This is a genomic window from Sulfuricurvum sp. (assembly GCF_049305995.1).
Taxonomy (GTDB): domain Bacteria; phylum Campylobacterota; class Campylobacteria; order Campylobacterales; family Sulfurimonadaceae; genus Sulfuricurvum.
Window position 1 is genome coordinate 1 of sequence record NZ_JBAQPS010000130.1, and the last position, 2,627, is coordinate 2,627.

Here is a 2,627-nt window from a genome sequence, read left to right on the forward strand (position 1 = left end):
GTTTTAACAGTGATAGATCTTTTACCACGATAATCTTATATTGTTCTTCATTTTGAAGAAAAAAGTTGACAGTTACTTCTACGGGAATTATTTTATTGCTTTTTGTTTTATAAAAAGTCTCAAATTGTCCATGTTTTTCTTCTTCTATAAGCTTCATACGTTCAAAGGAGTATTCCATATCAAGTGAAATTGATCCCATACCATCGCACAATTCCTCGCTAGAATATCCGAGCATATCAGATGCTTTTTTATTGGTAAAAACGAATAAAGGGATCTCATTATGCTCCCCTTTAGCGATAAAAATCGCCTGATCGGTATGGTTAATCGCAAAATTTATCCGTTCTATCTGAGAAAGATGGTTGTTATATTCCGTAACATCCACTACAATATTGTTATCCATGATCCTATGCCTTCACCACATGATCGATCTAGTGTACGTGGTGTTTGTCAAAATTTATCTTATGATCTCATAAAAACGGTCACTTTTTGGTCACATTTTTATAGAAAAAGTTTATTTAATGAATTTCAGAAAGATAAAGGTGATAATTTTGGATTAATGGTTATTAGTTTGTTATAAATTTGCAATTTCTGTAATATCTCGTCCTATTACAAGTACACCGGATATGGTATCTTTTCTATCACACTCAGCAATAAAATGTATTTGATGAATTTCAGTAGTTCCGTTAGATCCGGTAAATTTAAAATTATATTTTTCATCAGATCCGATAGCTATCACACGATGTAAAATTTGTTCAAACTCATCGTATTCTTGACCCCAAATTTCCGTTGGTGTTTTTCCAATCACGTCGTCAAGCGAAACTCCAAGTGTCATTTCAAGCGTTGGGTTCATATAGTGGATACGACCGTATTTATCATAACGGACAATATTGTCGTTTGAATTTTCAACAATCGTTCGATATTCCTCAGCACTTTTTAGGAGCTGTTCTTGGGCATATTTTCGTTCAGTTATATTTTTGACAATCGACAAACCGATGTGTTGACCTTCAAACTCAAATAGATTTGCAACAATCTCTACATCAATCACTTCACCGGATTTCATCTTGTGCTGTGTTTCAAAAGTGGTGGAACAATTCATATGAAGAGTTTTTCTAAATTCTATCAACTCTTCATTGCTATAGTTGGCATCTATATCCCCAATCGATAATTCTCTCAGTTCATCTGAGGAATATCCAAGCATTTTAGATGCACTCTCATTGACATAGATAATCGATAAATTTACGTCATTAATATAAACCGCTTCATCGGTACTGTTTATTGCCGTTGTAACAAGATGAAGTTTTTTTGCAGATTCTTTTTTTTCACTCAAATCCCAAACATTAGCAATATGGTATAGCAGTTCTCCCTCATCATTTTTAATAACGATCAGTTCGATAGAAACCGGAAATCGCGTTCTGTCTTTTCGACAGTGAATCGATTCGAAAATTATATATCCGGTTTCAAATGCCTTGGATGAAAACTCAGCCAAAGACTCTAATGCTTCAGGTACAAAAAGATCACGCACTCGTAAATATTTCAACTCTTCAGAAGAGTACCCATAAAGTGCATAAAAAGCCGGATTCACGTGTTCAAAAATGTCACTTTCTCCTAGGTGAACCATGATAGCCCACTGTGCATGTGTAAAAATCTCTGCCCATCGACTCAAATCATTTTTAACCTTTTCCAAATCGAGAATTTGTCGGGTTAAATTCTGAATCTGTTCTAAATCCTGTTCACGTGTTGGGATTACAAGCGTATTGACGGGTCTAGAGGGCAAAAGAATCGAAAAAACTGCCCCTTTGTCTTTATTTTCTACTGTAATCTCCCCTCCGAAACGGTTAACCACAATTTCACGAGCCATATACAGTCCCAATCCTGTTCCATTTTTACCTGAGACGTAACGATTAAATATTAATTTAATAGGCTCAATACGGATCCCTCCCGCATTATCAGCAATAGTGATCAAGCATTGATCATCACTCTCTTTAATGATAATACGAATTTCGGCTGATTCAACTTCTACCTGTTCAAAAGCCTCTTTGGCATTGAGAATAATGTTAAGTATGACATGAATAAACTCATTTGCATTTCCCATAATAATCGCCTGCGTATCACCGTCAATCGATAATTTTACATTAGTATTTTTAAAATCATATTCGATCAATTTTAAAACGGTTTCAATCTGCTCTTTGAGGAGAAAAGATTTCTTATTATCATTATGGTGCGTTAGAAATCCATAAAATGTATCGATCGTGCTACCTATATGGTGTAACAGTCGACTACTGTTATCAACGGCATCATAGAGCTCATCCTCAGAAATTTTTATTTTGTATTGCAATAAAGCTTTGATATTGTTTTGGATACTGGCTACTGCATTTAGCGGCTGTTTCCATTGATGCGCGATATGGGCAATCGTTTCACCTATAGCTGTGTTACGCGATTGTAGATATAGCTGATTATTCTCTATCTGCATTTGTCTGATGTGTTGAGATACCAAATAAGCCAACGTCGAGATATGCCATATAGTGCCAATTACAACTTCAGGGGATAGATCATTAACCAACGGTATCAATCAGTTAATGGCACAAATATGTGCCACCGCAATGATAAAGAGTGGAAACAATGACCAA

General features: G+C 35.4%; 2 protein-coding genes. Both read right to left on the bottom strand.

Annotated elements, in window-relative coordinates:
- The coding region (locus WA010_RS04360; RefSeq protein ID WP_422555932.1) for a PAS domain S-box protein at positions 1-400 on the bottom strand (400 nt) is incomplete at its 3' end.
- Positions 401-571: 171 nt separating this feature from the next.
- Positions 572-2,503, bottom strand: coding sequence for a PAS domain S-box protein (locus WA010_RS04365; RefSeq protein WP_422555933.1), 1,932 nt, complete (start codon positions 2,501-2,503; stop codon positions 572-574).
- Positions 2,504-2,627: the final 124 nt, after the last annotated feature.